The 26,484-nt window shown below is 63.3% G+C and carries 19 protein-coding genes; 7 read left to right on the forward strand and 12 right to left on the reverse strand.

Annotated elements, in window-relative coordinates:
* Position 1 precedes the first annotated feature (1 nt).
* Entirely contained in the window at positions 2-892 is an 891-nt protein-coding gene (locus tag HPY44_19840) for an NAD(P)-dependent oxidoreductase (GenBank protein NSW58265.1), read from the reverse strand.
* 16 nt (positions 893-908) lie between these two features.
* Positions 909-2,135, reverse strand: coding sequence for a hypothetical protein (locus tag HPY44_19845; GenBank protein ID NSW58266.1), 1,227 nt, complete (start codon positions 2,133-2,135; stop codon positions 909-911).
* Positions 2,136-2,244: 109 nt separating this feature from the next.
* Here HPY44_19845 and HPY44_19850 point away from each other — a divergent pair, with 109 nt between their 5' ends.
* The 6 genes from HPY44_19850 (at position 2,245) to HPY44_19875 (ending at position 7,374) form a co-directional block, all read left to right on the forward strand.
* A complete protein-coding gene (locus HPY44_19850; protein NSW58267.1) occupies positions 2,245-3,243 on the forward strand; it encodes a hypothetical protein in 999 nt (332 codons plus the stop codon).
* A 5-nt stretch (positions 3,244-3,248) separates the two neighbouring features.
* Positions 3,249-3,995: a sugar isomerase domain-containing protein gene (locus HPY44_19855; GenBank protein ID NSW58268.1), complete on the forward strand. Its 747-nt coding sequence runs from the start codon at positions 3,249-3,251 to the stop codon at positions 3,993-3,995.
* Entirely contained in the window at positions 3,995-4,732 is a 738-nt protein-coding gene (locus HPY44_19860; GenBank protein NSW58269.1) for an SIS domain-containing protein, read from the forward strand. Before HPY44_19855 ends, HPY44_19860 begins: the two co-directional genes overlap by 1 nt.
* Positions 4,733-5,045: 313 nt before the next feature.
* A complete protein-coding gene (locus tag HPY44_19865; protein NSW58270.1) occupies positions 5,046-6,272 on the forward strand; it encodes an L-rhamnose isomerase in 1,227 nt (408 codons plus the stop codon).
* Positions 6,273-6,433: 161 nt separating this feature from the next.
* Positions 6,434-7,072 (forward strand): DUF1559 domain-containing protein, encoded by a 639-nt coding sequence (locus HPY44_19870; protein NSW58271.1) that lies wholly within the window; start codon positions 6,434-6,436, stop codon positions 7,070-7,072.
* Positions 7,073-7,134: 62 nt separating this feature from the next.
* On the forward strand, positions 7,135-7,374 hold the full coding sequence (locus tag HPY44_19875; GenBank protein NSW58272.1) for a hypothetical protein: 240 nt from the start codon (positions 7,135-7,137) through the stop codon (positions 7,372-7,374).
* A gap of 101 nt (positions 7,375-7,475) precedes the next feature.
* Here the strand turns inward: HPY44_19875 and HPY44_19880 are convergent, their stop codons facing one another.
* The 10 genes from HPY44_19880 to HPY44_19925 form a co-directional block, all read right to left on the reverse strand.
* The gene (locus tag HPY44_19880) at positions 7,476-8,366 is read right to left on the reverse strand and encodes a formate/nitrite transporter family protein (protein NSW58273.1); all 891 of its coding nucleotides are present in this window, start codon (positions 8,364-8,366) and stop codon (positions 7,476-7,478) included.
* 17 nt (positions 8,367-8,383) lie between these two features.
* Complete coding sequence (locus tag HPY44_19885) at positions 8,384-10,510, reverse strand: SGNH/GDSL hydrolase family protein (GenBank protein ID NSW58274.1); 2,127 nt, start codon at positions 10,508-10,510, stop codon at positions 8,384-8,386.
* Between the two features lie 29 nt (positions 10,511-10,539).
* On the reverse strand, positions 10,540-13,122 hold the full coding sequence (locus tag HPY44_19890; protein NSW58275.1) for a hypothetical protein: 2,583 nt from the start codon (positions 13,120-13,122) through the stop codon (positions 10,540-10,542).
* A 97-nt stretch (positions 13,123-13,219) separates the two neighbouring features.
* Positions 13,220-13,696, reverse strand: coding sequence for a hypothetical protein (locus HPY44_19895; GenBank protein ID NSW58276.1), 477 nt, complete (start codon positions 13,694-13,696; stop codon positions 13,220-13,222).
* 51 nt (positions 13,697-13,747) lie between these two features.
* The gene (locus HPY44_19900) at positions 13,748-16,138 is read right to left on the reverse strand and encodes a DUF4091 domain-containing protein (protein ID NSW58277.1); all 2,391 of its coding nucleotides are present in this window, start codon (positions 16,136-16,138) and stop codon (positions 13,748-13,750) included.
* A 44-nt stretch (positions 16,139-16,182) separates the two neighbouring features.
* Positions 16,183-17,568 (reverse strand): sulfatase-like hydrolase/transferase, encoded by a 1,386-nt coding sequence (locus HPY44_19905; GenBank protein ID NSW58278.1) that lies wholly within the window; start codon positions 17,566-17,568, stop codon positions 16,183-16,185.
* Positions 17,569-17,592: 24 nt separating this feature from the next.
* Positions 17,593-19,194, reverse strand: a complete 1,602-nt coding sequence (locus tag HPY44_19910; GenBank protein ID NSW58279.1) for a sulfatase-like hydrolase/transferase — start codon at positions 19,192-19,194, stop codon at positions 17,593-17,595.
* Positions 19,195-19,215: 21 nt separating this feature from the next.
* Entirely contained in the window at positions 19,216-20,121 is a 906-nt protein-coding gene (locus HPY44_19915) for a diacylglycerol kinase family lipid kinase (protein NSW58280.1), read from the reverse strand.
* A gap of 39 nt (positions 20,122-20,160) precedes the next feature.
* Positions 20,161-23,916 (reverse strand): beta-galactosidase, encoded by a 3,756-nt coding sequence (locus HPY44_19920; GenBank protein ID NSW58281.1) that lies wholly within the window; start codon positions 23,914-23,916, stop codon positions 20,161-20,163.
* Between the two features lie 63 nt (positions 23,917-23,979).
* Entirely contained in the window at positions 23,980-24,936 is a 957-nt protein-coding gene (locus HPY44_19925) for an ankyrin repeat domain-containing protein (GenBank protein NSW58282.1), read from the reverse strand.
* 157 nt (positions 24,937-25,093) lie between these two features.
* Here HPY44_19925 and HPY44_19930 point away from each other — a divergent pair, with 157 nt between their 5' ends.
* Positions 25,094-26,482: a hypothetical protein gene (locus HPY44_19930; GenBank protein NSW58283.1), complete on the forward strand. Its 1,389-nt coding sequence runs from the start codon at positions 25,094-25,096 to the stop codon at positions 26,480-26,482.
* Positions 26,483-26,484 lie beyond the last annotated feature (2 nt).

Raw genomic sequence — 26,484 nt, forward strand, 5'->3', positions numbered from 1 at the left:
CTCAGCGCTGGTCTGGCCGGTATGCCTCGATAAGTGCCGCGTTGTCCAGGTCCCCCAGGCCACGGGCGATGAGGCTCTCGAGCAACTGCGCATGGACGCGCTCCAGGGGAAGGTCCACGCCGGCACGTTCGCCCTCATCGAGAATGAGGCGCACATCCTTGGCGTGCTGGACGATGCGCGAGGCCGGCGCGTAGTTGCCCTCCACCATGCGCCGGCCTTTCATGTCCAGCACCCGCGAGTACGCGGCGCTCTCGGCCAACACCTCCAGCAGTGTCTGCCCATCCAATCCCGCCCCGAGGCCGAATGCGAGGCCTTCCGCCAGCGCCGCACGGTTCAGGCCCATGACAAGGTTGACGATGAGCTTGCCCAGGCATCCGGCTCCGACAGGCCCGACGCAGAAGACTCTCGCGGCGAACGCCTGGACCACGGGCAAATAGTCGGGCTCCACTTCCCGGTTCAGGTTCCAGTCTTCGTCTCCCACCAGTGCCGTGGCCCGGCCTTCAGCGATGTCTTCGCTGGACCCTGAGAGGGTGCAGTCAATGAAACGCACGCTCTGCTTCGCGAGGGCTTCTGCGTTGGCGACGGCATCCGAGGGCCGTCCGGTAGTAGTGTCGATGACGAGAGAGCCTGCCGGGATCCACTTTGCGATGCCATCCGGGGCGAAGAGGACTTCGCTGACGACATCGGAATCCGGCAGACTGATGAGGATCGTTCCACCTGCCGCCGCAACCGCCCCGGCATGCGGCGCAATTTCGGCACCCCGAGCCTGGGCATCCTCCCGCGCCTGCGGGTTGATGTCATACCCGAGCACGCTGTAGCCCGCCCCGGTCAGCCGCTCGACCAGCGCCTTGCCCACTAGCCCGAGTCCGATCAGTCCAATCTGCCGCGACATGCGCATGCCTCCCGTATCAGAACTCCACCCGAATCAGCTCGGCCCAACCCGGCGCCAGCCAGAAGCCCGCGTGCGTGTCCCCAGGCGGGCGCGCGTCACCGGATGCCAGAACCTCTTTACCGTCGTAGCCCAGCATATACCAGGCTTTCGGTTCTCGGTGGAAGGTGAGGTGCGCCTGGGTGGAGTGCCGCGGACTGCGATTCACCACCATCACCCAGTCGCGGTCCTGTGGGTCCTTGAACTCGCCCACCACGAACTCACCGTCGCTCTGATCGCCGTGGATGCTCTTGGCCACGCCGCAACCATCAGGCAGCCGTGATCCTTCGGGGGCATCGGGCCAGTGGAACACCCGCACAGACCGCAGGCCCAGGTAGACGCGCTCGAAGCGTGCTCGGAAATCTCGGTGCAGATCGCGCAGCATGTACCAGCGTTCGGAGCGCTCGCCGTGGGCGTCAATGGGCGCGTCGCGGTAGTTGCATGTCAGGGGCGTGTACCACGTGAAGTAGAGAATGCCCCGGCAGCCGTAGGCCAGGGATGTGTAAATCTGCCAGCGCATATCGTCCTTGCTCGGCGCGCGGTAGCGAAAATGCGGGGTGGCCAGGACGATGTTCCAGAAGGGGATGTTGTGACGTAGAGATGCATCCCGCATGTATTCGAGGTTTTGGAAGTACAGCGGGTTCTCATAGGGCCCTTCCATCATCTGGCAGTAGCAGTCGTAGCTCAGCTGGGTCGCGCCCGAGGCCTCGACAAAACGGTCCAGATACTCGGGCCAGCTTCCGAACCCATAACGTTCGTGGATGTTGCCGTGGAAGGGGAACTGGTTGATGAAGGGAAGCTTGTCGGGCGCGAGTTCCAGCATGATCCGGTGGGCATCGCAAACGGCGCGAAGGACGCCCTTGGGTGGCTCGTCGCGCAGGTAATAGCCGCGCACGCCGGGGTGGTGGCCGAAGTCCCGGACGGCCTCCTCGGCGCGTCGCCGGTAGTCATCGGGCAGAGGGGTGCGGCTCTCCCAGTCTCCGCCGGGCACCCGCGTGCGAGGGTCCAGTAGGATCGCCTCCATGCCCCGTTCCGCGCAGGCGTCCAGCACCCAGCGCAGTTTACCCTTGTGGGCCGGCGTGTCTCGGTAGCGCGGAGACTGGGGGACGGTAATGCCCGCCTCCGCCCAGTCATCCAGCGAGCTTTCGGTGCAATCTTCAATGTCAAGGGAATGCCAGAAGCCGAAATCGAAACGCTGATCGCTCATGGCGCTTGCTCCCTTCCCGGGTTTGTGCGAATATGCAGAGGTTTTCCTCGAGACGCGGGGAATCCTGCCTGGGCTGAACCAATCGACGAAGACAGTGAGATGTTCTCGGATGCGCTATGTGTTGGGCCTCGACGGTGGCGGTACCAAGTGTGACGCTGTACTGATGGCCGAAGACGGAACGGTGATGGGGTGGGGAAGAGGTGGGCCGACCCACGGCCTGTATGTTGGCCCTGACGTGCCTATCCAGTCGCAGAAGGACGCGATCCTCGGCGCAACGGGCGGTTCGCCGCCCCCTCTGAGCCGCATCGCCGGCCTGGGTCTCGTGGGACACCTGCACCAGTGGCTGAACCAGGATTTGTGCGCGGAGCAGTTCGTGCCCTGTGGCGAGGCGGATATGGGCCTTGCCACCGCACTGACTACCCATGGCATCCTGGTGCTGTCCGGGACGGGGAGTTTTGTGCACGGTCGCACTCCGGACGGTCGGCACATGCACCTGGGCGGCAACGGCCCGATAATTGCCGACGAGGGCAGCGCGTATCACATCGGCATTCTCGGGATTCGTGCGGCTTTCCGCTCGAAGTACTCCGAAGCGCGCCGCACGTCCCTGCGCGAAGCCGTCCCGAAGGCCATGGGTGTGGCCGGGTTGCGCGAGGTCTTTCACCTGCTGTACATTGACCGGGTCGGGCGGACGCAGATCGCGGCTGTCGCCCGCGCGGTGGATATGGAGGCCGAGAAAGGCGACCGTGTCGCCGCTCAGATGCTGCGCAAGGCAGCCGATGAGCTTGGCGAACTGCTGGTCGAGGTCATCACCGAACTGGATATGACGCGGTCAGACGCATACATGGTGGCCACCGGCAGCGTGGCCCAGGGATCGCGTATCTTCTGGGATCGCCTCTGCGAAATTGCGGCAGGGGTGGCGCCGGACATCCGGCCCGTGCAGCCGAAGGTGCGGCCCGTTGTGGGCGCGTGCCTCATGGGGCTGAAGGCGCTGGAAGTGCCCTGGACTGAAGCACTGCTGGAGCGCATCATCGAGACACAGGAACCGTTCCTCGCCCGGCTGCGGAGCGAGGCTGAAGACAGTAACCACCAACAGACTCCCCGGGAGTGAGACCATTGCTGGCCCTGGATCTGCTCAACAGTTTCCGCAAGTGCTTTGACGCCATTGAGAAAGACCAGTTCGCGCTGATCGATCAGTCGGCGGAGATGATCGCCGAATCCGTAATGAACGGCGGCGCGTGGCATGTACATGACACCGGGCACATCATCGACCGCGAGCTGATACACCGTGGAGGCGGCCTGATGCTCATCCGTCCCTTCCGCTGGTCGTTTTCGGTGGAGGACCCAGTTCCGGCCTGTTTGCGCAACCGGCCGCCGGCGGATCCGGATTACGACGTGGCGAAGGAAACCGTGCGCCTGGCTGTGCATGCATCGAATCTTCGGGCCGGCGACGTCATCACCATCGGCTCTGTGAGCGGCCGATCATTCCCCCAGATCGAGCTTGCTCTGCAGTGCCGGGAGATCGGCTGCAAGGTGATCGTTATCTCGTCCCACAATTACTCGACCCAGGTGGAGCCGAAGCACCCGTCCGGCAAGCGCCTGTTCGAGTGCGCCGATATCTTTCTCGACAACCTCGCTCCGCTGGGCGACGGACACATGCAGGTCGAGGGCTACGACGTCCCCCTGTTCCCGCTCTCGGGGATCAATGCAGCGATGATAATGTGGATGATCGCCGCAGGCGTCGTGGAGAAGATGAACGCCAAAGGTGCTCAGCCCCAGATCTGGAAGAGCGCGAACATCGACGGCGGCTCTGAGCGGAACCGGCAGGTTGAGACCGAGATTGTGGACAGGGTGGGGTATTGATGGCTACGCTTGCGTATATCAGGGCCGTTGAGGAGGGCCTCGAGCGAATCCGTGAGACCCAGCAGGAGGCAATCTACCGGGCGGCGGAGATGGTGGCTGAAGCCATTGTCGACGGCCGGCAGGTCTTCAGTTTCGGCGCATCCCATTCCTTCATGCTGACCGAAGAGATGGTATACCGTACCGGCGGGCTGATGCTCATCAATCCGATCACGCCTCACGGGATGAACCTCTCGGTACGCCCGCTGACCATGACCTCCCAGCTTGAGCGGCTGGAGGGTCTGGGGGAAGTGCTCCTGCGCAACAGCCCGGCGCGGGAGGGAGATGTGCTCATCCTGGCCTCCACCTCAGGGCGGAATGCGGTGGTGCTGGACATGGCCATCGCGGCGCGGGAGATGGGTGTGAAGACCATCGGCATCACGGCCATGGACTACTCGCGGAACGTCACCAGCCGGCACTCCAGCGGCAAGCGCCTGTTTGAGTTGGCCGACCTGATTATCGACAACTGCTCGCCCCTGGGCGATGCGGCGGTGGAGTTCGAAGGGTTCGCTCAGAAATCGGGACCGCTCTCCAGCGTGCTGGGGCTGACTGTGGTCAATTGCATTGTGTGCGAGGTCATCGAGCAGCTTCTGGCGAAAGGAGTCACGCCGCCGGTCTTCATCAGCGCCAATGTGGAGGGCGGCGACGAGCACAACGCGAAGGTACTGGCCGAGAATGCGGGAAGGATCCACTACATGTAGGGACCTCGAGTCTGAGCTCCGACTCGAACTGCAAGGTCAACCCTCATGACGGGCGGATCAACTTCCCGGGCGAGCCATATCCGAATACCTACTACCACAACGGTGTCTGGCGAGCCCACAACGAGGGTGCGAACTTCACGTTCTGCGATGGCCACGCCAAATGGATGAACTCGTTGAAGTATTATCTATGGACGGCGATCGACGATGCGGAAACCGCGAAGTGGCCCACGGAACCGTAGACAGGTAACGAGCACAGACCTGGCGACCGGACTACCCGGTCCCCCACAATTCCACCGACGAGGATGATGCGAAAGTGGCCTGCAACAGCAATGATGCCTATGCCGTCTTGTGCGACCAGCTCGCCCATCGGGGCGTAGACGTTGACGACGTGAAGGCGAAACTCAAGGCGCAGCAGATCGAGACCCCGAGTTGGGCTTACGCGGACGGCGGCACCCGTTTCAAGACCTTCAAACAGCCGGGAGCGGCGGTGACGTACCAGGAGAAGTTCGCGGACGCCGCCCAGGTCCACAAGTTCACCGGCATCTGTCCCAGGGTCGCGGTCCATGTGCTTTGGGACTTCGCCGATGTGGAGATCTCCCAGGTGACCGCCTGCGCCGAGTCGCTTGGCGTGAAGGTCGGGGCGATCAACCCCACGCTGTTTGAGCAGGACGAGTATATGTACGGGTCCATCGCCCACCCCTGCCCCAAGGTAAGGCAGAAGGCCGTGGACCACATGCTCGAATCCGTGGACATCGGGCGCCAGGTGGGCTCTGACTTCCTGAGCCTGTGGTTCGCCGACGGCACCAATTATCCGGGCATGGATGATTTCATGGAGCGCAAGCACCGGGTGCAGGAGTGCCTGAACACGGTGTATGCGGCCATGCCCGACAGTATGATCATGGGCATTGAGTACAAATTGTTCGAGCCCGCTTTCTACCACACGGACATCGCCGACTGGGGGATGGCCCTGAAGTTCGCCGAGCGCTGCGGGCCCAATGCGAAGGTCCTCGTGGATCTGGGACACCACCCGCGAACGGTGAACATCGAGCACATCGTGGCCAATCTTATCGACGAGGGCCGGCTGGCAGGATTCCACTTCAACAACGCCCGCTATGCCGACGATGACCTGACCTTCGGCTCCGTCAATCCCTACGAGGGCTTCCTGATCTATAACGAGCTGGTGAAGGCCGAAGCGGCAGACCCTGAGCTGGACATCGCCTATATGATCGACCAAAGCCACAATGTAAAGCCGAAGATCGAAGCGATGATCCAGACCGTGGAACACATTCAGTACACCTATGCAAAGGCCCTCTGTGTAGACCGCAAGCGGCTTCAGCAGGCGCAGTCGGAACTGAACATCGTAGACTGCGAGAACGTGCTCACCCAAGCTTTCTTCACCGACGTGCGTCCTTTGATCCACGCGGTGCGCGAGGAAATGGGGCTGAACCCCGAACCGCTCAAGGCCTATCGGGAAAGCGGATACCAGGCGAAGATCGAGCAGGAGCGGGGCATCCGCAGCGGCGGCGGCGGCCTGGGCTAGTGTGAGTTGGCATCTGCCGCGGGGAAGGAAAGCGCCTTTCCCGCGGCGTTCAGCACGCTAGAGCAGAGATGAAACTGCCCTGTGGAGGGGGTGATTTTAGCTAACATTCAGCGGAACGTAGCAGTTTGGACAACATTGCGATAGAAGGAGGTCGAACCGCCGTGCGCAGGGGTTTCACGCTGATTGAGCTGTTGGTCGTGATCGCCATCATCGCCATTCTGGCGGCCATCCTTTTCCCGGTGTTCGCCAGAGCGCGCGAGAAAGCTCGCCAGGCAAGCTGCTCCAGCAATCTCAAGCAGATTGCACTGGCAACTCTCATGTACAATCAGGATTACGATGAGCGCTACATGTACGAGGTATGGTGCAATACCGGCAACCCAGCCTGCCCGAACATGTGTTGGAGCGAGATTGTCAGGGACCGCGAGGGACTCATCTTCCCATATTTGAAGAACAAGCAAATCCTCTACTGCCCCAGCTGGGAAGGGTGGCCCACCTATGGCTACAACAAGCTGCTGGCTCGGCAGAAGGACGGCGCTATCAGCCAGCCGGCGCGGACGGTCATGTGGGCTGACTCGGGCGGCATTCGCTGGTTCCCCTACTCGGTTGCGGGCGGCTGCTGCTTCGGTGGTCAGGCTTGGCACCATCGCATCGGCACCTGCGCCGAAGAGGGCAGCAAGGATGGCCCGCACAATGAGGGGGCCAATATCGCTTTCTGCGACGGGCACGTGAAGTGGCAGAAGATCGCGTCGATCCCCAACGAGGATGATGACGCCCAGCCGCTGTACATCCGGCCGCGCTAACCTGACCGTGCCCAGTAGCTCGGCCCAAGTCCGAGCCAACGCATCTCTGGAGGTGTCGTGACGTGAAGCAGAGCGTGTCGCCGGTCGTCGTCGCTATCGTAGTTGTCGTGGCAATCGTGGTCATCGGGATCATCTACAAGATGACCATGGGTAAGTCGTCCACGCCGCAGCCGGCCGAAGGCATGGTTCCTCCGGCCGGAGGGTATGGCCAGGGCATGCCGCCGGGAGGCATGCCGGGCGGCGGCACGGGTGGTAGCTCGGCACCCATGCAGCCCGGTCGCGGACCGTCTCCCTCCAGGTAGCACCACCAGGTCACAACCGTTGCGCAAGCGACAGGGGCGCGAAGCAGTGGGATGCTTCGCGCCCCTGTGGATTCACGCTCCGTTGTCGCCGGTAGCAGTGCTTACTCGAGATCGCACTTGTTGTTGCGTCGGAATGTATAGCCGCGGAATGCCTGGGTCTCCGGCAGCAGGTAGGACACCCAGTAGGCGCCTCCCACAACCAGTGACCCGCCGATGATGTTCCCAAGCGTGGACGGGATGAGGTTGCGGAAGATGAAATTGCTCATCGTAAGCGCGTCGGCGACCCCGTCGGGGACGCTGGCCGCCACCGATTTCAGCGCGATCCCCATCGGGATGAAGTACATGTTGGCGACGCAGTGCTCGAACCCGCAGGCCACAAAGGCGGTAATCGGGAACAGGATCGCCAGGATCCGGTCGGTGTTGGTGCATGCCCCATAGCAGAGCCATACCGCGAGGCAGACCAGGGCGTTGCACAGGATGCCTCGGAAGAAGACCTGCCCCCAAGTGAGGGAGCACTTGGCGGCTGCGATCTTCATTGCTGTTTCCCCCACGCCGCCACCGGACAGGGTGTCCTGGCCCGAAGCAACCACGAGATATACCAGGAGGATCGAGCCGATCAGGTTGCCTGCGTAGACGATGGCCCAGTTGCGGAGCATCGACCGGGTGTGGACGCGGCCGCTGAGCCAGGCCATGGTGATCAGGGTGTTGCCGGTGAAGAGCTCCGCTCCCCCGACTACAACCAGAATGAGGCCAAGGCAGAAGCATAGTCCACCCAGTGACTGCTGTATCCCGAAGGGCAGCGTGTTGCCGGTCTTCATGATGGTGAAGAAGTTGGCGGCGAACCCGATATAAACGCCCGCCATGATACCGAGGAACAGGGTGGGGATGAACCCTAGTCTTGCCTTGGCCTCACCACTCTTCAGCGCGCGGGCCGCCAGTTCCGGCCCTCCGCAAGGGGTGGGAACCGGGGAGACGGGATCAGTGGAGCACATTGGCACGGCCTCCAGGATCAGTCAGTCATGTCGAGCCGGCGCAATCGCCAGCCGGTGTACTGTACAGGCATGTCTTCAGTTGATTCTACAGTGACCGTCAACGCGCACGGGCTCCCGAGTTCGAAATGGAATGTGGTGCGTTGCCACTGAAAGTGGGTCTCGGGTGTCAGTCGGTACAGCTCTCTTTCGCCATCCGAGAGCGTCAGGCGCGCGCGCCAGTCGGGGCGACTCGATGCCGAGAGCCGCTCCGGCGCGTAGGCACGCGCGAAGAAGGATATCTCATACCGCCCGGATTGGAGACCCTCAACAGTTTGCTCCCACGCAGAGGTTCCCGCAGCCTCAATGCAGCAGCCTCCCGGCACCGCGAGACAACCCGAACGGCGCAGCACGCAGAACGTTACGCCCTTCGCCTGCTCAGGCGCGTATCTTCGAAGCCGGAAGCTGCCATCTGCCTCCACTCCTGAGATGATGTAGCGCCCGGCGAAGTTATTGTCCTCATGGTCGACCTGGAGAAAGTCCAGAGGGCGCACCATGCCGGTCGCAATTGGATCATCTGGTCGGAACAGGTCGATGCGGCGGTCCTGCATGAACGCTCCAGTGCCCTGCGCCACCACCCGTGCGGGCAGATAAAGTGCGCCATCCCCGCTGGGATGCCAGCCCGCCGGGAGCACTCCGTCCGTCTCGGTGAGGGCACCGTTCACCAGAAGATTGCTCGGGTCATCGCTCCAATGGATTTCCTCCTCGGCGGGCCAGTGGATCCATGTCGCCGGGGAGGGAAGCTGTTCCGTCGGCCCGGTCACATCGACCTCCAGGCTCGCGTAATCCAGCTTCACGCCCTGCGACGAGTTCAGGCACAGAATTGCTTCGCCCGTTTCTCCATCCCGGAGAAGCGGGACGCGGACATTGACGGAGCCCGGCCCGAAAGTGCCCAGACGTTCCCATGCGCTGTGAGCTTTCCCGTCTCTTCTGGCGGCCAAGACTATGCATTCCGAGCCCAGCACCAGCCGCGCGGTTGCCTGAACAACCGGCGCAGGCCGGGCGGCGCAGAAGGAGAGCACCAACGCCGGGCCGCCATTCAGCATTTCGCCATCGGCGGCCTCGATCAGTCCATACTCATCCCGCACACGGATGGCGTTCAAATCGAAGTGGTTCTCGTCCGGCGTGTTGGCAGCCGAGTAATCGGGCTGGCTTGTGGTAAGCGGTGTCCATTCTGTCTTGTCCCTGATTGGACCGGGCTCAACGGACGGCGCGCGCCAGGCCGTGAGCGAGCGCGGGGGAATGGCGATACCCAATTCCCGGAGTATGTGCAATATTGCCTGAACGATGGGCGCTGATCCGTCCGTCGTCGGATGCACCGTATCCGCCCAGACCGAGACGCAGTGCTCGTCCAGCTGCATCAGCGCGGTGAAGATGTCGGCGTAGGGGATCGAGTGTTCGCGGCAATACTGGGCCAGGTCACGGGCGCGAACCGCAACGTTCCTGTTGCTTCCCGGGTGCGTGCCGCCTTTCTCGCGGTCCATGTAAGGCACGCCGCTAAGGAAGATGGGCTGTGCACCGAGTTCGCGCGTCCGGCGCGCGATCTCATGGATGTTCGCCAGAAAATCATCCGACGTCTTGCCGGCATCGTTGACCGAGTACATGAAGCAGACCCAGTCCGGCCGCTGCTCGACGATGCGCGCTCGCCAACCCGGCTCGATGGCGTAGTCGGACCCTTCGAAGTCCTCGACGGCCGGCTCGACGATCCAGAGGCTGACCTCGCGCTCCGCCTGGTTTCTCACCTCGATGCGGTCGATAGTGTACTGGTGGGCCCCCAGACGTACTTTTTGCCCCGGGTAAGGTCCAGCATACCAGCTCACGCCGCTCCCGCGGACCTCATGCTCCCCTTTGCTGATGGAGGCAGTTCCGCCACTGGTCTCGAAGAGCAGATGATGGGTATTGGTGCCCCCAACGGCGGTATTGATGACCCGCAGTGGCAGCAGCCGGGCCACCAGTTGCGGGTAGTCCGTGGCGCCTACGCGCCCGCAGGTCTGCGAATCGCCGGTGAACACGATGCGCGGCATGGAGTTGGCGTCGATGGTCACGGTTTCGGCCTGCGCGGAGGCTGCCAAGAGCATCGCCCCGGCGAGACAGGATAGGAGCAGCACTGAGACCTCCTGGATTCTGCGGTGGCCGGCTACCGGGCCGCCGTGATCACCAGCGTTTCGCCGGTGCCAATGGTCACCGGCGCCTCGAACACCAAGACGCGGCGCTTGCCGGCTTTCTTCACCCTGCATGCGATCTCGCGCCGGCCCAGCTTCGCCGTAACGGATGCGGCCGGATCGAAGGCGAGTGTGAGCGTCTGGACATCCAGAGTTCCGTAGTCCACGCGCAGGCGAATTGTGGTCTTCTCGCCGGTCTTCTGGCTGTACACCCCCCAGCCGGAACCCACGCAGAAGAAGCACCGGAAGTCTTCGGGATGGACGCGTGGCGCAAAGCCGATGCGCTTTTCGGGCGCGGAGTAAGAGAATCCGGACAGCGCGGTGAGCACCGCGTAACTGGCCATGGAGCGGGAGTAGTGGTGGCCGCATTCGAACTCGTCCCACGGGTTGCGGCGCTCTCCGGTGTGACGGTCGCGCACGCCGCGGACGATGGCCAGGCCCTCTCTCACGAACCCCTCGTAGATGAGGTGGCTCGCGACCTGGTACTCGATCCCGCACCAGACCTCGTCGCAGAACCAGAATGCATAGCCGGGTCTTTCGCCACGCGGCCAGGTGGCGATGAGCAATCCGGCCTCATCGTTGAGCGCGTAGATGCGCAGGGAGCAGAAGTGGTCGGACAGGTCAGGCAGCCAGTTATACCGGAAGATGGACCGTAGGGCCCTGCGCACATTGTCGCGCTTATACAGGTAGCCCAATCCCAGCATTTCCGCGTACCACTGGCCGATGAGCTGGTCAGACAGGCAGCCCCTGCCGAACTGCCATTTGGGCCAATCGGGGAAGCGGTCGTCTGGGCCGCCGCCGCCCATGCACAGGTCTTTCAGGTGCTGTGGCCAACCCTCGTTGGCCTGCGGATTCACGATCTGCTCATAGTATTCGCCGTTGAACATGCGCTGGTCTGTGAGTGCCGATCCGCTCTCGAACAGCGCACGATACTCCGCGGCCTTGTCCGGTTCGCCGAGGTAGCGGGCGACTTCCTCGGCGGCTCGCAGCGCGCCGAGGTACAGACTACCGCACATGCTGTTAGCGCCCCACCACTCCATATCATAGGTGTTGTGCTGCATGCCTTCCATGAGCCCGTCGCGGTCGGCGTCCCAGTACTTCCAGGCGAACTCCAGGGCGCGCTTCATGCTGGGCCAGATCATGCGCAGCCAGTCGTCGTCGCCGGAGATGAGCCACTCACGGTAGACCTGGATGACCGTACCCAGTTGCCCGTCCGCTGCGGGGTGGAAGCGGTCGGTGCCCTTCGTGCCCAGCGGCAGGGGCATCCGGAAGCACACGAATCCGTCCTCCAGCATGGAGTTGTTCCAGTCAGCTTCGCGCTGGGACCGCTGGAGCCTGGGGAACAAGTATGGCAGGGCCTGAGCGTAGTTCCAGACGTGAGTGCAGGAGCCCTCGCAGCAACCCACGGTGTCGCTGCAGCCCTCGAAACCGTAGAAAGTGCCGTCCGTGAGGCGCAGGCAGGTGTTGGTGCGCAGGATCGAGATCTGGCTGCTTACGGCGTCGAGCACATGTGTGGGCAGCGTGGTCTCGAACAGGGAGTCGTGGTAGCGCCGGGTCTCGTCGTAAAGGCGGTCGAACTCGGAGAGCGTGTACTTCGCGGCATCCCAGGCTTCCGACCAGCGGGTGGCATACCAGTTTTTCCAGGTCGCACCCGTGTCACAGCCCTCGCACTTCGCCCAATGCTCAAAGTTCGGGAAGCTCCAGGCAAGGATGAAAGGCACGGTCACGGATGCGCCCGGAGGGAGGTCGAGGTCCACGCCGACGGTGCCGGATTCCGCGCCCCCATCCCGCACCGGGGGCCACTGGTCATTCCAGGCGATTGCCTCCCAGAACTTGAGAATGCGGCCGTCATGCCAGCGCGGCCAGACCCAGGCGTTGGGGGCCGGAGTGGTCAGTGCGATGGTGCCGAAAGCGGGGTGATCCGGGTCATGCGCGGTGGTTCCCAGTAACAGACCGGTGAGACCGTCGGCCTCGCGCGCCTCATTGGTGCGGCCCTCATTGCCGCCGATGATGTTGGTGAGATTGCCCAGCACTGAAATCCTGAGCTTGCGGCTGGTGCGGTTGGTAAGGGTGTACAGGAAGATCGCCACGGGAATGCCCGAGTCGTCCTCGTTCAGGGGAATGAAGGGGTTGAAGGCGAGGAGCTTTGCTTCCACCGGGAAGTCGTCGTCGGAAAGCTCCACTTCGGCGAAGGGATACTCGCCCTTGAAGGTCACGTCCCGGAAATGGGGGAGACCCTCGCCGGAGTCCTTGTGTGCAGTGTGGCCGCCATTGCGATATGTGCCTCCGGCAGGGCCCTGCAGGACCTTGACGCGTGGCTCCTTCTTCCCCTCGACCACGCGCACGGCGAAGAAGGCGTTGGGCATGGTCCTGCCCTTGGCCGGGCGGTTCATGATCTCCCAGTCGCGCAACTGACCCCAGCCGCCGAGACTCACGGTCCCGGTACCGATGCCTCCGAGGGGAAAGGCGATCTCATCGAGTTCGCGGCCGGAGTAGACCTTCTGGGGGCCTTCGGCGAACAGTTCTTCGGGCGAGTAGGGGATCTTGTCTATGGGCATGAGAAGCGAACCCTCCCTGGGTGACTGACTTGGGCGGGAGGGTTCGCTATTGGGGGCGTGTCGGCCTTCGTGGTGCAGGGCGCTTTCTGGAGCGTCATCAGCGGTTGCTCACGGACCCCCCGTCGGCCGTGGTGGTGTTGTCAAGGCGTTCGCGCGCCGTCTGGATCAGGGTGAACATCACGCGATGGGCATCTTCCAGAACTGCTGCCTCCTCCGGCGCGCACTTTCCATATCTCGCCAATGCTCGGGGGAGCAGGTCGTCCACGGCTACCCGGATTCGCCCGAGCAGATTCGACAGCCACACCAATGTGTTTCCCAGGCTCTGAGGTCGCTCAAGTTCGGCCAGCTCAGTCGGTGCGTACTCCAGCGCAAGTTGTCGAAGACGCGTCACTGCTTCGCGCACCGGGGCGAGTATCGTCTCGGCTTCGTGGGGCGGCAGAGGCGCCAAGGGCGCACCGACACCTGTTGGCGAGCGACCCTCGCGCGCCGCCTCATCCATCTGCACCAGGTAGTGAGCAGCCGTGGCATAGACAGATGCGAGGTGCCTTCGTTTGGATCGGCTCAGCTTGACCATTCGCTTATTCGCTCCATCGTGCCGTCGGAGTTCGGTCGCGGATCAGCGCCCTCACCTGCCTTCGCCGCTTGACTCCTCAATCAGTCTTGCCATCCGCTCGCGCTCAGCGTACAGCACCTGCGGGTCGTAGGTGAAATGCGACAGGTCCTGCACCACCTTCGGCGAGACCTCAGCCGCATCCAGGCTCTTGCCCTTTTTCCGTAGCAGGTCACGCAGGAGCAGGTTGTACTCGTAGTCCTCGATGCCGTCGCGAATGTTCTCCAAACGGATCGTTGCCAGCGGACCATTGGGGCCGGCACACATGATGCTCCCGTCGCCATTGTTGATCTGATAACTCGCCGGGTCCCAGTCGGTGCGCGGGCCGCCGGTGATCACCTTCTTGTTATTGGGCCAGCGGTTCACCGCGTAGTAGAGGAACCCGCCCGGGTTGTACTTGGCGGTCATCATGCCCATCAGCAGACGCGCCTCGATCGCCGGCCACTCCACGAACCAGTTGGCGTAGGGGTGCTTCGGCCCGATGCAGATGTACCACCAGATGTCCCGGCCCTGTTCGCGGGCTCTGGCGATGTTGGCCGCGTTGCTGTCGAAATGGGGCGTGAGCGGCACCCAGATGTCCATGAAATGCCCGTTCTTACGGTTCATGCCGAAGGTGGTGTCGTACGCGGTCGTCATGGTCTCGATGTCTGGGAAGATCTCCTTGAGCTTCTCGGCGGTTTCGAAGACGATGTCTAGCTGGCTGCTGGGGCGCTCGTCAAAGCAGTAGATGAAGCACAGGTCGCGCGCCCCGGCGGCATCGACCACGGGCAGGTAGTCCTTGATCCACTGAACGCGCTGGTCGAAGCTCTTCCAGTAGGCTTCGGAGTTGAAGTCGGGCTCCCGGGGAGCGTTGAAGTAGGCCAGGTTGATGGCATTGAGTCCCTTGCTCATCAGGTCCTTCAGCCGCGCGACATCCCACTCCGTCGGCGGCCCGGCGGCGTAGATGTTGTTTGGGTTCAGATGGTATTCCTCAAGCATCCAGTCGTGGTACTTGCGGGTCATGTCGGCGACCTGGTCCTCAGGGTAGAGAGCGCCAAGATGCCCGCGCCAGCTCAGGGCGGTGCGCAAGTGCGTGTGCTTGGGGATGGCGAAGTTGCGCACTCGGCAGCGCACATCAACGGTCTGGGCCTTGGCGCCTGCCGCGGTCACCGTAACCCGCCCGGAGTAGACGCCCGCGGCGGCATCCTCGGGCACGCTCACCGTGACCCAAAGAGGCAGCACCTCGTCGGCGGGGACTTCGGGAACGCTGTCCATGAAGTCCAGCAGAGGGTCGGGCCACCAGCCATTGAAGGGCACCGGGTAGGAGGGCTGCTTTGTCTCCACATATCCCACGAGTCGCACCCTCGCCGGGATGCTCGCGCCTTTGTCGTTGTAAAGGCTTGTGGCGGACCAACGCACGTCGGTGAGGGGATTTGCCACCGGGACGACAATGACCTGGAAGCTCTCGTGTTCATTCCGGGCGCAGGACAACTCGTATTCGTTTCCGAACGCCGAGGCGAACTTGCTCTGCTCGAGGAATACCTTTTGCATGGAGGTCTCGGTGGCGAGGACGAACTGGTCCGCGCCCGCTTTGCGCGCGGCCCGGAGGGCGGCGAGTTTCGGCAGGGTCAGGCGCGTGTCCTCAAGCTCGCGACGTATGCGCACCAGCCGCGCCCTGGCGTCTTTCACGGCATCCCAGGTCTGCAGGTCGCCCGCGGCTGCCGCGTTCAGGACTCGCTCGGTCTGGCCTGCGAGAGTGTCCAGCCAGTCCAACCTCCTCTGCAGCACAGGCGGCAGAGCGCGCACCACGCCGGCGCCATACTGGCGCACTTGCGCTTGAAGGTCTGCGATGTCGGCCAGGAGCGTCTCCGCATTGCCGGGCACGTCCACCGTGAGTCGCAGGTCGTCGACGTAGACGGTGTATGTGCGCTCGGGCCGGGTGACGAAAAAGTGGAGGGTGGCGACATTGCTGATATCGATGGATGCCCCGATCTCATTGAGGGGTATCTGAACCGGCAACTCCTGCCTTGCAGGGACGGAGAAGATCCGGGAATAACGGGCTCCAGTCCGCCCGGCGATGTGGATTTTGATCTCCGCGGGTTGATCGCCGGGGTTGAAGGCGGTGAAGCGGAGAACCTCGAAGGCGGTGAAGTCGCCAGTGGGCAGGGCCTGGCCCAGGTCGGCAATGATCGCCGGCCACTCCTCCTTGCCGGCGGACCACTGGTGGTAGGTGATTGCGGCGGCGGACTGCCCCTGGGCGCTCCAGGCATCCGTCAGCGCCAGGTCGGTGAGAGCCCGGGTCTTCCATAGAGCGAGCTCGTCGGAGGTCTCGAAGCCCGCGATGAGCAGTCCCTGAGGCGTCACTTCAGCGAGGGCGGCAGTTGTGAGGGTGACTGCGAACACGGCTACCAGTGTCAAGCGTGCCATGGTGCGGCCTCCTGTCAAATGCGGCGTGGGTTACGGGTCTGACGCTACCACTCGTCCGGGATCGCATGGCGTTCGGCGTCCACTTCCTCGAACCAGTTCTCCAGCTCGGTGAGCATCCGCGCGGTACGGTCGGGTTCATCCGCCGCGAGGTCCCTCAACTCGCACGGGTCCTCGCGGATGTTGAACAGCATGGGTGGCGGAGGTTCGGGAAGGATGCGCTCGGGTTCGGGTTCACGGTTGATGTCGGTTACGGTCTCGGGCGCGTACTTGAGAGCGCGGTCAATCTGGCCGTCAAGGGGGGTAACGGCCATGCTTTCGCGGATGACGGGGCGCAGGAGTTTCCAGTCGCCGTCGCGGAAGGCCGCGTTTGACTGGACCACAGGCGTGTACCGGTTCCACTGCCAAAACCGCCGGGTGCAGACGTCTCCGGGCTCGCCCCGGAGCATCGGCAGCACATTGCAGCCGTCGAGTGTCTTGCCCGCGGGCAAGTCGCAGCCCACGGCGCTCGCCAGCGTCGGGAGCCAGTCACAGAAGTGCATCATCGCATCTACCTGTAGGCCGGACGGGAGACCGTCCGGCCAGCGCACCAGCCCGGGCACCCGGATGCCGCCCTCGTATACATTGCACTTGGAGCCATTGAAGCCGCAGTTGTGGCGAGTCGTGCACTGGTCGCCCTCGCCGCCAAACTGCGGCCCGTTGTCGCTGGTGAAGATGAAGATCGTGTTGTTCACGATGCCGCAGTCTTCGAGGGTCTCCAGCAGAGCCCCGACGCCGGCGTCCATCCTGCGGATCATGGCATAGATCATGCGAACGGCGTGGGTAAGACCCGCAGCGTCAGGGACGGCGGCAAGATCTTCGTCCGGGGCCTGGAAAGGGAAATGTGGGGCGTTGTAGGTGAGATGCAGGAAGAAGGGTTCACGCTGATGTCGGCGGACGAAGTCACAGGCTTCGTCGGTGAAGACATCGGTGAGATAGCGCCCGTCGGACCTGCTGATGGAGCCGTTGCGGTCGAGGCGCCAGTCGTAGTAGTCCTGCCATCCGCCGCGAAATCCGGCGAACTCGTCGAAGCCGCGCTGGTTCGGGTGATAGCGCGGATCCAGTGCGCCCAGGTGCCATTTTCCCAGGAGCCCGGTGACGTATCCGGCGGCCTGAAGCATGTCGCCCATGGTCACCTCGGCCAGCGCGAGGCGGTCCAGGCCGCGGCCCTCGTAGGTATCCACGGCTCCCGTGCGGTGCGGGTAACGGCCCGTCATCAGCGCTGCCCGCGATGGGGCGCAGACGCAGGAGCCGGCGTAGTGCTGAGTCAGGCAGACCCCCTCGCAAGCCAGTCGGTCGAGGTTGGGCGTCTGGCTCAGACCACCGTTGAAGATGCCGAAGTCACCGTAGCCCATGTCATCGGCGAGGACCAGCACGATATTGGGTCTGGACACCGCGTTGCCTCCCGGTTTGTAACGTCAGTGCTCCGGCCGGAACATTTGGAAATCGCCCTGAGGCACGTCCAGCAGCTCGTACTTGTCCAGCCGGAATGTGTGCCAGTAGCATGTCCAGCGCGGGTCGCTTTCGAGGATCGCACCGAGCCGGCGAATCATCTTGGTTTTCACATCAGAGAATGCCGCATCTGTTGAAAGGTCACGGTACGAAAGGTCATCAAGGTCGTACAGTTCGTCCTGGGGCGATGTCAGGTTGTATGTGTACATGAAGCGCCCGCGCCCGGGGATCTCAGCAAAGGTCGCCACCGCCGGATTGGGGCAGACGTGCCAGCCACATTCCATGAGGATCGGACGCTCCGCGCACCAGCCCTCACCTCGAGCCACGGAGATCAGGCTTTCCCCGTCCAGACGGTCCAGAGGCATGACGCCGGCCAGTTCGAAAATCGTCGGGGCAAGATCCACCAGCGAGACCAGATCATCCACCTTCGTTCCCGCTGACGCACCGCCCGGGAACTTGAGGGATAGGGGCACGCGCGCGGTCTTCGGGTGGCCATAGACGCCCTTGTCCACCAGGGCGCGCTCGCAGTTCATCTCTCCGTGGTCGCCGGAAAAGATGATTGCCGACTCCCCATACAGGCCGCGCCGGTCCAATGCGTCGATGAACGCGCCGATTGCGGTGTCCAGCGCCTCGACCTGCAGCAGGTTCATGAGCATGTACTGGCGGGCGGTCTCTTCCTCGTACAGGCCCCAATTGCGCAGGTAGAAACCGTAGACCCGGGGCCATTCGCTGCCCAGCGTGGCCAGGGCCTCCAGGTAGCTGCCATGCAACTCGATGTGAGGCGCAAGTTCCCGCGCCCTGTCGCGGAAGCATTCGGGGACGAAGAATGGTTGGTGCGGAGCGAAGAAGTCGAGCTGCAAGTAGATAGGCTGACCGGGGGACGCCTGGCGCATGGCCGCGTCGAGTTTCTGTTCTGCGAGCCATGCAAGGTACCGGGAGTAGGTGGCCTCCAGCGGGAACTCGGAGCCGTCGGGCTGGGTAATCCAGCCGCCGTAGCTATTGCCGGGCGTGGCGCGATCAGGTCTCAGGCCGCGCACCGGGTCGGGCCAGACCGGGGGCTGCACTCCCAGGCCGTCCAGGTAGCGCAGGTACCCGTCATCATCGGCCATAGGCGGGGCCCAGCGGTCCCAGGGCGCATCGTTCTCGCCGAAGGCATCCAGGAACTTGGCTGCCCCCACATGGCACTTGCCTGCGTGTTTGGTGAGGTAGCCGGCTGCCCTCAGGTACTCCGGGAAAATGGCGTCAGAGCGCCTCAGAGAAGTCTCCCAGCCGTCGTGAGCCCGCTCTTCATTCACCGTGAGATAAGGGTATCTGCCGGTGAGGGTGCAGGCGCGCGATGGGCCACACAGGGGAGATGCGGTGAAGGCATTGGAGAAGCGCACGCCGTCACGCATGAGCCGGTCCATGGCCGGCGTGTGTAGATATTCCCGCAAGGGGTTTTCGGGCTGGTATGCCTCGGGCGGGATCATGTCCACAGTGATGACGAAGAGGTTGGGGCGCTGGGCGTCGGGGTCTGCCGCAAAAGCATGTTCTCCGCGCTTGGGGTCGAGGTACCGAGTGTTCTTCATGATTCTCCTGCCGATAAAGGCTTACTCCCACAGGTCCGGCGGGACCGCGAGTCTCAATGCTAGTGGCGCCACATCGCAGACCACGGGCGTCCAGCCACCGACTTCGCCTTCCACCTGCCATGGGGCGTCGGGGAGGCTGCGGACTTCGAGATGCCGCCCACGGATAACCTGCATGTGCTCAGAATCCGCGGCTGAGTTGCTGTGCAGAAACATGGCCGACAGGTCTTCCAGCAGTTGCCCGCGGGTGCACCTGTGGACAAGCACGATGTCCAGGAGGCCGTCAGCCGGATGTGCGGTCTTAGCCATGGATACGCGCCACGTGTACACCGGGGTATTGCAGATGATCACCGACCAGAGTCTGCCGGAGACATGCTGGTTGTCAACGCGCACATCGAAGGGCCAGGGCCGACGGACGACCAGGGTGACTATGAACTGCCAGATGAATCCCAGGCGGCCCATGGACCGCTTGATCGTGGGGTCCACATCCGCCGCGACCTGGGCGTCCAGGCCGATGCCCGCCATGTTGATAAAATAGCGGCCGTTCAGACGCCCGAGATCGATCTCTCGCCGTGCGCCCTGAGTGATCACGCGGCAGGCGCCCGGAATGTCCTCACGCTCGAGCCCCATGTACCAGGCCAGGACGTTGCCGGTTCCCAGGGGAACGATGCCCAGAGCGGTGTCGGTGCCGGCGAGACCCTGAACGGCCTCGTTGATGGTGCCGTCCCCGCCGGCGACCACCACGAGATCAAGGCCCTTCTCAGCGGCTTCCCGGGCTGCGGAGGCCGCGTGAGAAGGCCCCTTTGTCAGGAGGACGTCGGCGCTGATTCCGTCACGCCGCAGGCGATCGGCAACCTCGGTGATGGCACCAGGACGGTTAGCGATCCCGCGGGCTGCTGGATTGGCGATGATGATGGCGCGCTGGGTCATGAGACGGTCTCAACTATTGGTCGCGATGGCGCGCTCCTGTCAGTCCGCGATCAGCCTGAAATCCACCTTTTCCCCGAAAGGCACGTCCGGCCAGACGCTCATCTCGAAGGTCAGGTCCATGTCTTCCTGCAGTTCGCAGACCTGGAAGCCGTCGATCCGGATGGTCCCGAGTGAGGGCACATTCTGGGGAAGGAAGAAGTTGGCTTCACCGCAGGTGAGGGCCACACCGCCGAAATCCTGCCGAGCGATCCAGGCTGCGTCGCCGTTATTGCCGATGGTCGCCCGCACCAGCACCGGATCTCCGCGCTTGACGTGGACTTCAGAGCCGTCGAGGATCTCCTGCCACTGGCCTGCGGCGTTCTTGATCTCGATGCGATCGAACTCCGCGTTCAGGTACTTGTGGGGCGTGCGCCCGGGTGAGTATGGAACATTGCCCACGGCGACCCGGGGAGCAGTGTCGCTGGTCATTCCGTGCCCGGCGGTGCGAAGCGCGGGTCGCTTTCCGGCTTCGCGCAGCTGCCAGTAGCGCTCCTGAACAGCTTCATACACGCCTGTCAGTCCCTTCACGCTCTCATCGCGGTCTACCAGGATCCACTCGTCCACAGGCGGCAGATCGCGGGGAGTCGTCATGACCTGGGTCCAGTTGCGGACGGAGTGGCTCACCGGCTTCCAACTTCCATCCGGGGTGATGATCCCGTAGTCGCTGCGCTCATTGACTCGATAGCCGCCGGGGTAATACCAGTTGATGGTGCCGTTCGCGCCGGACTCCAGGGCCATGCGGAAGAATCGGTCATAGAAACCGCCGGCCCATTCTTCTGCCTTGGGGTCGGGTTCCATGAGGTCGCGGTTCCAGGTGGAATAGCCGAACTCGGCCCACATCACCGGCTTGCCCGGGGCCATGCAGCGCGAGTAGTCGGCGGTGAACATCCCCGGCCGCACCCGATCCCATTCGCCGATGCGCCCGTAGCCCTCGGGTTCCATGATATCCACACTGCGCGCCAGGCCCCTGAAGTCGTAGGCGATCCAGGACGCACCCACGGTGGGGTCGCCGGCAACGCTCATGCGGAAGCTGGTGAAGTGGTTGGGATCGATGCTCTTCACGAGGCTATTGGCGATGGCGTGCTTCTTCGCCAGCAGGTCGTCCAGGAATCGCCTGTAGGCGCAGACCATGATCCGGTGCGGCCCCTCTTCGGATAGTTGCTGGTCTGTGGGCTGGGCAACTTTTCCGTCCACGCGGGGCACGGGAAAGCCCCAGCTTTCTTCGGCATTGGCGACACTCCCGTAGCGCTCATTGATCCATTTTTCCCACTCCCTGTCCCACCGCGCTCGCATGGGGTAGTTGCCGAAAACTGGCTCCCAGGCCAGATCGTAGGCGAAGATGATGTCATGCTCCTTGAGGCGGTATGCCTCGATCAGGGCCTTCATCTCGTCCCAGCGGAAGTCCAGCGGGGTTCCCGGGCGCAGGCTGAGGTTGACCATGAGCCCGTGGCGCCGGCAGCGTTCGAGGATGTCCAGCAGATTGCGGCTGCTAATGGACCGGTAGTAGCAGAAGATGCTGACCATGTTCATGCCCATTGCTTTTGTGCGCTTCAGGTCACGCTCGGTGACCACCGGATCGTAAGGCTGGCTGTCCATCCAGAACTCGAAGTACTCGCCGTCCTCGATGCCGATTTCGCTGGAGGGCATGTAGTTGGTGCCGTGGGCATACCACTTCCGGCCGTCGAGATAGAAATCCCCGTCGCGGATCTCCATGAACTTCGGCTCCGGGGAAGGCTCCCAGACCACAAGGGGGTGAGTGAGGCGGTCGATGACCTCGCCACTGTCAGCGATGAGTTCGCAGGTGACCTGGTAATCCCGGGATGTGAATGTCCCAGGTTCCCACAGGGTCTCACACTCGCCCGTGCCTGCGTCCATGGTGGCTTCGAAGGCCCTGCCATCCGGCGCTTGGAGGCTGACACGCGCGGTACAGTCGGGTACCGCTCCGGTCTCGGTGTTGATGGTTCGCGCTCCGAGTCTTACCGATTCACCTTGGAAGTAGGCGTAGTACTCGGCCCCGCCTTCAAACAAGAAGGTGCCGGCGTTCATGCGCCGGGTGACTTCCGCGACCATATCCAGCACCTTCGGATCCTCATAGGCCGGCGCGGGGAGGGCGAAAGATGCGGTGATTGAGCCTGCGCAGGGCCCGGTGCGGTTGATAATGAGACATGCGGGGGTGCCGCAGACTTCGCCTGACTCGTCGAATGCCTCGATGAGGGGGATCCAGCGCCACTTGCGGTTCTTGTTATATCCGGTGCCCTGCGGGCGCGGCTGAACTGACATGAGACCGGGGTAGACGGGCAGGTCAGCAGGCTGCAGGATGCATTGCTTGTCGCTGACCCTGACTGTGCGCGCGGTGGTGACCGGGTGGAACTTGTACGTGGGCCAGATCATCTCCACCGGTTCCAGGTCGAAGCCCTCGGGCAGCGTCACGTCACCCACGGGGCTCTGCGCGGTGCCGATCTGGTCGATCCAAAACTCGTGCCTGCCGCCTGGCAGGGCGGTATGGGTCATTGCGATGCCCACGGTGAACCTTGCTGCGTTCTGCGGGTTGAAGCTGTCGGTGGCCCCTCCACGTCCCTGGCTGGGGCTGTCGTGCCAGTACTTGAACTGCTTCGGTGTTATGGCGTAATGACGCCATTCCTGAGACAGGGGAACAGTGCCGATCCAGCGTGACCCGTCCTTCTCTACCCATTCGATGGCGATGTACCGGGTCTGGGGACCGCCTTTGGCCCAGAAACAGGTGAGGGTCTGGCCGGGCCCGAAAGGTTGCTCAATGGTGGGGGCGATGATGGTGTTCCAGCTCTGGAAGCTGGGCACCACACAGTGCAGCGCCCTGCCGGTGCCGTCCGCGCCGGGCGAGTTCAGATCCCACTCCGCGTTGGGTCCGGGCCCTCCCGTGTATCCCCAGTCCTGCGCAGTGCCCGATTCCATGTCCCAGAGGATCTTCTGCGCCCGGGTTTGGCTCATGAGCTCCTGGGCCTGGGCCGAGTCCATCCATTTCCCGCCGACCATGCCCACGGGATTTGTGAATGCCGGCGTCTCCAGTGCGACGAGGTTTCCGCCTCTTCGCAGGAACATGCCCAGCGCATCGGCGCCGTCATTGGGGTACACGCGGGCGCTGGGGAGGACGAGGGTCTGGAAGTTGTCGGCATTGAGGATGTGCCGGTTACAGATGTCCTCGGCGGTCAACGGCAGTGCCTCGATACCCCGTGCTGCGAGGGCGGCGATGATCCGGTTCGCCCGTTCAGAGTCAAGGCCCGGGATGTCATCCAGAAGGATTCCGGTGGCCTTCCTCTCGGCCGACAGCTGCGGGTGTCGTGCGAGCCACGCCTGGGCGAGCTCCTTCTGGACCGCAAGCTTCGCGGCGTCTCCGGCGGACATGATCCTGATCCGCTCCGTGTGAATGATGGGCGCAAGCGGAGTGCGCCAGTCGGTCCCGTACCAGATGGCAAAGGTGATAAAGCTCTCCTCGGTGACCCCGGGAGCCGTGAATGTGAAGTGCCGCTGGCCCTCACCGGAAACGTTGGCCGTCTCACTCTTGAGCACGATGTTCTGAAGGTTCTTCAGCTCCACACGCAGCGGAACGACGCCCATCGCTCCGGGCACGGCGTACCGGATGGTAAGTTCAATGGGCTGCAGCTCCACGACCTCCAGCGGCGGGTCAAGCACCACGGTCGTGATGCCCTTCTGCGTTTGCGCGAGGCAGAGGACTGCGGCTGCGAGCAGCAGAGCTGTGAAAGACGCGATTTTCGGCATCCGGAGCACCATCTTTCGCGGGCGCTTGCAGGCGCCGGGTGGTTCACTGAATGTGGGGCATTTTCACCGCGATGTTCGGTTCGCCCTCCCGGAATACGCGGTACGGCCACCGTGCTTCTTGAGCAAGCGCGCGGCCCCGTAAGCCTTGCGCGCGTTGGCTCGATCAAGCGCAGTGCGACCCTCACGATCTGGCTCATTGACTTTTGCGCCCTTTCGGATGAGCAGTTCGCAGATGTCCGTCATGTTCCGCTCCGCTGCGAGATGCAGCGGGGTATCACCCTCCCAGTTCTCCCCCTGTACGCCGACGCCGGCCTCGATCAGTATGCGCGCCGCGGACTCCCGACCCCTCTCGATGGCCTCCGGCAGAGGCGGGTGGGATGGATTGGACTCAGGTTCGTACTTGCTCTCGGTGACCAGCAGCTTGAGCATCTCATCATTTCCCAGTGCCCGGCCAATTGCGCTGACCCCCTGTTTGGCTTCCCAGTACGGGTTGGCGCCGTGCTTGAGCAAGAGCCTTGCCAGTTCGAGGTCCCGGTTCTCCACGGCGCAGAACAAGGGCGTGACCATGGTGGGGAAATTGAGCTGCTGGGCGTCCGCTCCCCTGTCCAGGAGAAGCCGCACGAGGTCCACCCGCCCGGCGTCGGCGGCCATGTAGATGAGCGAAGTCTGCCGCGTGACCTGTTCCGGATCGTCGGGTACGAGGAGAGCGGCAGGGAGGCCCTCGTCCAGCAGTTTCGCGAGAGCCGTCTCGTCCTCGGCAGCAAGCGCCTTCCTCACAGCTCGGATCTGGGCGATCTCTTCCGCGATGCGTTTCTTTCGCGCGGCTTCGGTCTCGATGGGGGCCTGCGTTGGCTGCGGCGTCACGGGGGACAGCGATGATGTGGCGGTGCCATCTTCCGAGAAACTGGGAGGGTACTGAGGCCGAGCGCGCCAGGCGAGGAGCCCGGCGAAGATCAGGATGAGAACGAACAGCGTCCAGAGCAGTCTTGCGGGGTTGCGGACAACAAGCCGCCGTGCCACCGGCAGCCCCTCCCTCGAAGTTCCAGACATCCAGCGCCGCAGTGGCCTTCGCCTTTGGAGCAGCACTTTCCTGCAATCGAAAGGCAGACAGGTTTGGTTCGTCCGTCTGTCGAATAGGCTGTGCGAGGGAAGCCACGGACGCTGAAGGGACACGCCGATGAACCGCGTATCCACTGTGTTACAGATGACCTCGCTGCTTGCTGCGCTGGCCGCCACCGCCTTTGCCGTGGAGGACCCCGACGCACTGCTACGCAAGATGAGCGAATTCAACGCGGTGCAGGTCATCTACCGGAACAGTGTGCCGCATACGGACAGACGGGGACGCTTGCTGACGAAGTATGACCCGGAGCGTTCCTTCTTCCAGATTGCCATTTGGGGCAACCCATACGGCACGGCCTACGGATATGACTATGACCTGAAGGTTCTCACCGACTCGGGCTTCAACACAATGTGGCCATGGCCCTCGAAAAGCCTGGAAGATCAGCTTGAGACCGGGCTGAAGAGCGGCCTGCAGGTGGTCACCATGCAGAAGCACGATCTCGCCGCGGTGGCTGCCTTCAAGGACCACCCGGCATGGCTGGGCAACTGCTGGCATGACGAACCCACCGGGGGCTTCTGGGGCAAGGACATGGATGGCAAGTTCGCCGAATTCCTTGCCTACAAGAAGAAAATGAACGAGCTCGTGCCGGGCGTCCCGGTGTTCATCAATGATGTGCCGTGGGTCACTCCACCCGCGACAACCTGGTGGGTGAAGTGGAACACTTCCGGGGACGTGGCCTGCCACGACAACTACCCTCTCCTGGACCGCAAGCGCCGGGCACGGACGCTGGGCACCGACCCGCCTTCCACCGGGATCTCCGAGACGGTGTCCCTCGCGGTGGCCGCCAACGAGGAGCGCAAGCCGGTGTGGTTCATCGTGGGAGCATTCACCACCCAGGAACGGGGTGCGTTCCCCTTCCGGATGGCGACCCCGGTACAGTTGCGCGCTCAGGTGTATGCGGCACTGGTGCATGGGGCAACGGGGATTATCTACTTCTGCTGGGACACCTACGTCTGCCGGGACGGGAAGGTAGTCGGCATGTCGCCCGACCCCCGGCCCGCGTACCTTGAGCCGGGCCCCGGCAGACCCAAGGCATCCCCGGCGAAGCCCATGCAGCTTGCCCAATCGAAAGCCCTGTGGATGGCGGCGACTCAGATCAACAGCGAGATCCGGGAACTGACGCCGTCACTCCTCTCGCCGACCGCTCCCGCGAGCGTGAAGTACGGGGTCACCTTCAAAGGCGAACCGGTGACCAGCGACCCGTTGCGGTGTGTCCTGAAACCTCACCCCGAAGGTGGTTTCGTGCTGCTCACTGTGAACCTGGACGACGCGGTCCTGGACGCAACGTATCGGTTCCAAGATGGCCTGGCGAGCGCGGCACCTTTGTTTGAGAACCGCGAGCCGCTGGAATTGTCTGAGGACAGTCTGGAGTTCAGCGACGTGTATGAGCCTTTCGATGTTCACGTGTACCGAATCATGCCTCGACAGCCCGAAGGAGGGCAGTAGAT

The sequence above is a fragment of the Armatimonadota bacterium genome, from assembly GCA_013314775.1.
Taxonomy (GTDB): Bacteria; Armatimonadota; Zipacnadia; order Zipacnadales; family JABUFB01; genus JABUFB01.

What these genes read in the sequence shown, in the direction of transcription:
- HPY44_19895 (NSW58276.1), bottom strand. Translation starts at nt 13,696, where the DNA reads ATGGTCAAGCTGAGCCGATCCAAACGAAGGCACCTCGCATCTGTCTAT.
- HPY44_19840 (NSW58265.1), bottom strand. Translation starts at nt 892, where the DNA reads ATGTCGCGGCAGATTGGACTGATCGGACTCGGGCTAGTGGGCAAGGCG.
- HPY44_19930 (NSW58283.1), top strand. Translation starts at nt 25,094, where the DNA reads ATGAACCGCGTATCCACTGTGTTACAGATGACCTCGCTGCTTGCTGCG.
- HPY44_19900 (NSW58277.1), bottom strand. Translation starts at nt 16,138, where the DNA reads ATGGCACGCTTGACACTGGTAGCCGTGTTCGCAGTCACCCTCACAACT.
- HPY44_19890 (NSW58275.1), bottom strand. Translation starts at nt 13,122, where the DNA reads ATGCCCATAGACAAGATCCCCTACTCGCCCGAAGAACTGTTCGCCGAA.
- HPY44_19845 (NSW58266.1), bottom strand. Translation starts at nt 2,135, where the DNA reads ATGAGCGATCAGCGTTTCGATTTCGGCTTCTGGCATTCCCTTGACATT.
- HPY44_19920 (NSW58281.1), bottom strand. Translation starts at nt 23,916, where the DNA reads ATGCCGAAAATCGCGTCTTTCACAGCTCTGCTGCTCGCAGCCGCAGTC.
- HPY44_19915 (NSW58280.1), bottom strand. Translation starts at nt 20,121, where the DNA reads ATGACCCAGCGCGCCATCATCATCGCCAATCCAGCAGCCCGCGGGATC.
- HPY44_19880 (NSW58273.1), bottom strand. Translation starts at nt 8,366, where the DNA reads ATGTGCTCCACTGATCCCGTCTCCCCGGTTCCCACCCCTTGCGGAGGG.
- HPY44_19860 (NSW58269.1), top strand. Translation starts at nt 3,995, where the DNA reads ATGGCTACGCTTGCGTATATCAGGGCCGTTGAGGAGGGCCTCGAGCGA.
- HPY44_19910 (NSW58279.1), bottom strand. Translation starts at nt 19,194, where the DNA reads ATGAAGAACACTCGGTACCTCGACCCCAAGCGCGGAGAACATGCTTTT.
- HPY44_19850 (NSW58267.1), top strand. Translation starts at nt 2,245, where the DNA reads ATGCGCTATGTGTTGGGCCTCGACGGTGGCGGTACCAAGTGTGACGCT.